This window comes from Synechococcus sp. H60.3 (assembly GCF_047462295.1).
GTDB lineage: Bacteria > Cyanobacteriota > Cyanobacteriia > Thermostichales > Thermostichaceae > Thermostichus.
In genome coordinates this window covers 1-3,910 of record NZ_JANSIY010000165.1, presented here as the reverse complement: position 1 = coordinate 3,910, position 3,910 = coordinate 1, and the positions used below count along the sequence as shown (strand labels likewise).

At 58.8% G+C, this 3,910-nt stretch carries 5 protein-coding genes; 2 read left to right on the top strand and 3 right to left on the bottom strand.

Annotated features, from left to right (window positions below; genetic code table 11):
• Positions 1-423: 423 nt before the first annotated feature.
• On the top strand, positions 424-918 hold the full coding sequence (locus NW841_RS12240) for a MarR family winged helix-turn-helix transcriptional regulator (protein ID WP_414366740.1): 495 nt from the start codon (positions 424-426) through the stop codon (positions 916-918).
• 91 nt (positions 919-1,009) lie between these two features.
• Here the strand turns inward: NW841_RS12240 and NW841_RS12235 are convergent, their stop codons facing one another.
• Positions 1,010-1,285, bottom strand: coding sequence for a hypothetical protein (locus tag NW841_RS12235; RefSeq protein WP_414366738.1), 276 nt, complete (start codon positions 1,283-1,285; stop codon positions 1,010-1,012).
• A gap of 216 nt (positions 1,286-1,501) precedes the next feature.
• Here NW841_RS12235 and NW841_RS12230 point away from each other — a divergent pair, with 216 nt between their 5' ends.
• Positions 1,502-2,029, top strand: a complete 528-nt coding sequence (locus tag NW841_RS12230; protein ID WP_414370342.1) for a TM2 domain-containing protein — start codon at positions 1,502-1,504, stop codon at positions 2,027-2,029.
• Positions 2,030-2,036: 7 nt separating this feature from the next.
• On the opposite strand, the gene NW841_RS12225 is transcribed toward NW841_RS12230, so the two are convergent.
• On the bottom strand, positions 2,037-2,819 hold the full coding sequence (locus NW841_RS12225) for an ABC transporter permease (RefSeq protein ID WP_414386617.1): 783 nt from the start codon (positions 2,817-2,819) through the stop codon (positions 2,037-2,039).
• Positions 2,816-3,739 carry an ABC transporter ATP-binding protein gene (locus tag NW841_RS12220; protein ID WP_414386614.1) on the bottom strand — a complete coding sequence of 308 codons (924 nt, stop codon included), beginning with the start codon at positions 3,737-3,739 and terminating at the stop codon, positions 2,816-2,818. The genes NW841_RS12225 and NW841_RS12220 overlap by 4 nt, the downstream gene beginning before the upstream one ends.
• Positions 3,740-3,910 lie beyond the last annotated feature (171 nt).

The following is a 3,910-nucleotide window of genomic DNA, read 5'->3' as shown; positions in this document are numbered from 1 at the left end:
GGCTACCCTTCGCGTCAGCGGCGCGTAGCGCTTAAGCCCGCTCCGTACCGCTTAGCGGTCGGAGCCGGGTAGTTTACTATCCAACTTCTGCAGTCGCAGCAACCGAATGGCGACACTTCGTCCGAGGGATCCGTCCAGACGCAGCCGGGATCCCTAGGGTTGAGGCTCGAGGTCGCTTCAAATAAGCTGGAAACACGCCGGGCTGGCCCTTGGCATTCTGTGGGCCGTTTCCGGTCTTCGCCCCGCTTCCGTAGGCCCCCTCTGGATATGGAGAGAGCTCCTGTGCGTTGCCTTGGGATGGAATAGCTCCACGGAGCTGGCGAAATGGCCGTTAATTTGTATTAGGACTATAGTGCAGTCGGCTATCATAAAGCCAAAACTGTTCTTGCTGGGTGGATTAGTCTCGTTCGGCGAGCTGCAGCGATGCCCACTTCTGCTGAGTCTCTGTCCTCTCCGCTTCCCCAAGGCGAGGCCCTCAAGCCCTCGGTGGTGGCGGCGCGGGAGCCTTTTTTGGGGCTGCTGCGGGATCTGGCGCGGGCTTACCAAGCCTTTGAAAACTACGCCAGCGCTCACATTCGTCAGATAGGGCTGACCGCCCCCCAATTCGATGTGTTGGTAACCATTGGCAACACTCCTGGCTTGACGATGAATATCCTGGCCCAGAAAACGCTGGTTACCAAAGGGACGCTGACCGGGATCGTGGATCGCCTGGAACAAAAGGGGCTAGTGCGCCGCGAGGTACCTCCAGAAAACCGCCGCTGCTTCAAGATCGTGCTTACCGAAGAGGGGGAAAAACTGTTTGAACAGGTCTTCCCGGCCCATGTGGCCTACCTGAAAGAGCGCTTTCAAAAGCTGAATCCGGAAGAGATGGCTCAGATCCAAGCCTGCTTGAAAAAGCTGCAAGCAATTTTCTATTAGATCCCTCCTTGCGAGAGAGGCTAAGCAGCGGGACTTTTCAGCAGGTGCAGTCAGCTCTGCCTAGGGCTAGATCGAGGAGCTAGCCACTGCCTCACCCCAAAACCCAGAGCATGAAGGTCACTCCCAAGGTAACGGCGCCGAAGAGGGCATAGCTAATCCGGCGCAGTGGCTGCAGTTGCATGGCATGCAGATCCTTAAGCCAACCCAGCCCCAGCGATTCCACAAAGCGATCTAACACTGCTTGCATGGGGTAGGCGTAAACGGATCCCTGTTCTTTGAAGTTGACTAGCACAACTAGCAGCGTGGCGTAGCCCCAGAGGAGGCCCCAGAGCACAGCACTCAACCCGATTAAGATGGGCTCAAGCATCGACCTTCCTTGGTCTCCTGGGGGCGTGACCGCCGTCCCCCCGACGGAGTTCTTCGAGCTGAAGAGCTGGATCTCATTTTCAGCCTCTTTATCTGCTTGAAGCTACCCTCCCACCTCTAGGCCCGCTTTCAAGGGCCAGAGCAGGGGTGTCCTGCCCGTCCAAGGCAAAAGATGGCAGACTAGGGTTACCAGTCCAAGCCATCTTGACTAATGCCCATGAGCTCTCGCTACCTGCTGCCCCCTGCCGAGCCCAAATCCGTCGGCACCGCCTATCTCCTCTGGGCGTTGGGCATATTCGGCATCTGCGGTGTCCATCGCTTTTACCTGGGCAAAACCGGGACAGGCTTTCTCTGGTTCTTTACCTTTGGCCTGTTGGGAATTGGCCAGTTGATTGACCTGTTTTTGATCCCAGGCATGGTGGAAGATTACAACTTCAAGCTGGCCGTCTTGCAAGGGATCCGCCCCTCTGGGGCTCCCGTCAAGTCTGTCTCGGCCCCGCCTCAGCCTTTGAAGGGTCAGGCGCTGATGCGGGAGATCCTACGGCTGGCGCAGCAGCGACAAGGGATCCTCACCCTCTCGGAGATCGCCATCGAGCTGCCTGCTGACTTTGACGAGATTGAAAAAGCGCTGCGAGAGCTAAGCCGACGGGGCATTGCCTCCCCTGAGAACAACCTCACCACCGGCGCAGTGGAGTACCACTTCCCTCACCTGTTGCGCTCCCCTGGCGACCGGCGCTCCCTCTGACAAGGTCCTACTGGGATCCCAGGATCCCCCGCTGTTTGGCCAGTTGCATTGCCCGGTGAAAGGCCAGCAAGCCCAGCCCGAAGTAGAAAATGCCGCTGGCCAGAGCCATGAGCAGCCGCAGGGGATCCAATCCCACCTCCCGCACCATCAGATCCCGCAGCAGGCCAGCCCCTGCCGTCATGGGCAGCATCTGCCCCAGCCACTTCAGGGATCCCGACCACTCTTCTGTGGGGGTGGCTAGGAGAAAGAGCAGGCCGAATTGGCTCAGGATCAGCAGTTGTTGGATGCGCTTCCAAATCAAGGCAGCAGATCCCAGCAAAAACGAGAAGCCATAGGCCCCCAGCACCACGCTCAAGAGGGGCAACAACAGAGTGGGAGGAAAGCGCAGCCGGCTGCCTGTCAACAGCAAAATGACGCCCAAAATAACGACGACGACGGAAAAGCGCAACACCAAGCTGGCGCAGGCCCGCGCCAAAAACAGGGTGGCCGCCGAAAAGGGCGAGAGCAACACCTGCTCCAAGGTGCCTGTCTGGGCTTCCACCTGCAAGTTGAGGGCAATATCGTTCACCACAAAAATCACCAGCGTCCAGAGCACATAGCCGATCACCACCGCGTCCAGCCGTTCGCCAAATTGGGAGGCCGGCCCCGCCACATACTGAGCGCCGGCAAAGAGGGCATAGAAGAAAAAGGTGGTGATCAGGATCCCGCCCAGGGCTTCTGCCGGATAGCGGATGTACTGGATCCAGGTGCGCTTTAGCTCCGCCCAAAACAGGTACAGCAGTGGTCTCATCTCCTCTGCAGCAGCTTGAGAAAAATGTGGGTGAGATCCGCTTCCTCTCGCTTAACGCCAAGCAGGGGCAAGGGCTTGAGGATCTCCAGCACCTGATACAACGCCTCTGAAGAGCCGCCAAAGCGCAACTGATGGAAGCCGAGAATCTCCACCCCTTGCTGGAGCAGGCGCTCAGCCCGGCTGGGATCCAGCTCTTGTTCCAACTCAATCCGATAAGTACTGGCTGCGCTGGCAAACTGGCGGATCAGCTCCTGCGTGGGGGCCTGGCAGAGGATTCTCCCCCCCTCGATCACGGCCACCTGGTCTGAGAGGGCCTCGGCCATCTCCAGTTGGTGGGTAGTGAGGAGAATGGCCCGACCTGCAGCGGCAATTTGGCGGATCAAGGATTTCACTGCTTGGGCGGCTTCCACATCCAGCCCCAGGGTGGGCTCATCCAAAAGTAGCAGAGCCGGCTGGTGCAAGAGGGCAACAGCAATGGCCACCTTCTGCTGCATACCCCGCGAAAGGGTCTGCACAGCAACATCCCGTTTTTCCAGCAGGCCAAAGGTCTCCAGTAGCTCCAGCCCCCGCTGGCGAGCCGTTCTGGGGGATAGCCCCCGCAGCACGCCAAAGTACTCTAAGTTTTGCAAAGGGGTCAGCCGCCAGTAGAGGTTGCGGTTGCCTTCCAGCACCGCCCCCACCTGGGCCAGCGCACCCGCATCGGCGTGGGGATCCCGTCCCAGGATGCGCACCGTGCCAGCATCCGGCCGGATCAGCCCAGCAATCATCTTGATGGTGGTGGTCTTGCCGGCTCCATTGGGCCCCAAGAAAGCCAGGATCTCCCCTGCCGCCAGCGTCAGAGAGACATCCACCACCGCCCGCACCTGCTTGCCCCCCTGCCGGTAGGTTTTCTGGAGGTGGTGGGCTTCGAGAACTTTCATGACTTTTTTATTTCTCTTTTATGTCTTTGCTGAGAGAGATACAAGGAAAGGAATCGCTTTCAACGTAAGGCGCGGGATTCCCCACCGTCTATACGGTGGGGAGGGATAGCGCCTCCTGACTGATTCTGGATATATCGCTTCACAATTTCTAGAGGTGCACCGCCCCATGAG

What these genes read in the sequence shown, in the direction of transcription:
- NW841_RS12230 (WP_414370342.1), top strand. Translation starts at nt 1,502, where the DNA reads ATGAGCTCTCGCTACCTGCTGCCCCCTGCCGAGCCCAAATCCGTCGGC.
- NW841_RS12225 (WP_414386617.1), bottom strand. Translation starts at nt 2,819, where the DNA reads ATGAGACCACTGCTGTACCTGTTTTGGGCGGAGCTAAAGCGCACCTGG.
- NW841_RS12220 (WP_414386614.1), bottom strand. Translation starts at nt 3,739, where the DNA reads ATGAAAGTTCTCGAAGCCCACCACCTCCAGAAAACCTACCGGCAGGGG.
- NW841_RS12235 (WP_414366738.1), bottom strand. Translation starts at nt 1,285, where the DNA reads ATGCTTGAGCCCATCTTAATCGGGTTGAGTGCTGTGCTCTGGGGCCTC.
- NW841_RS12240 (WP_414366740.1), top strand. Translation starts at nt 424, where the DNA reads ATGCCCACTTCTGCTGAGTCTCTGTCCTCTCCGCTTCCCCAAGGCGAG.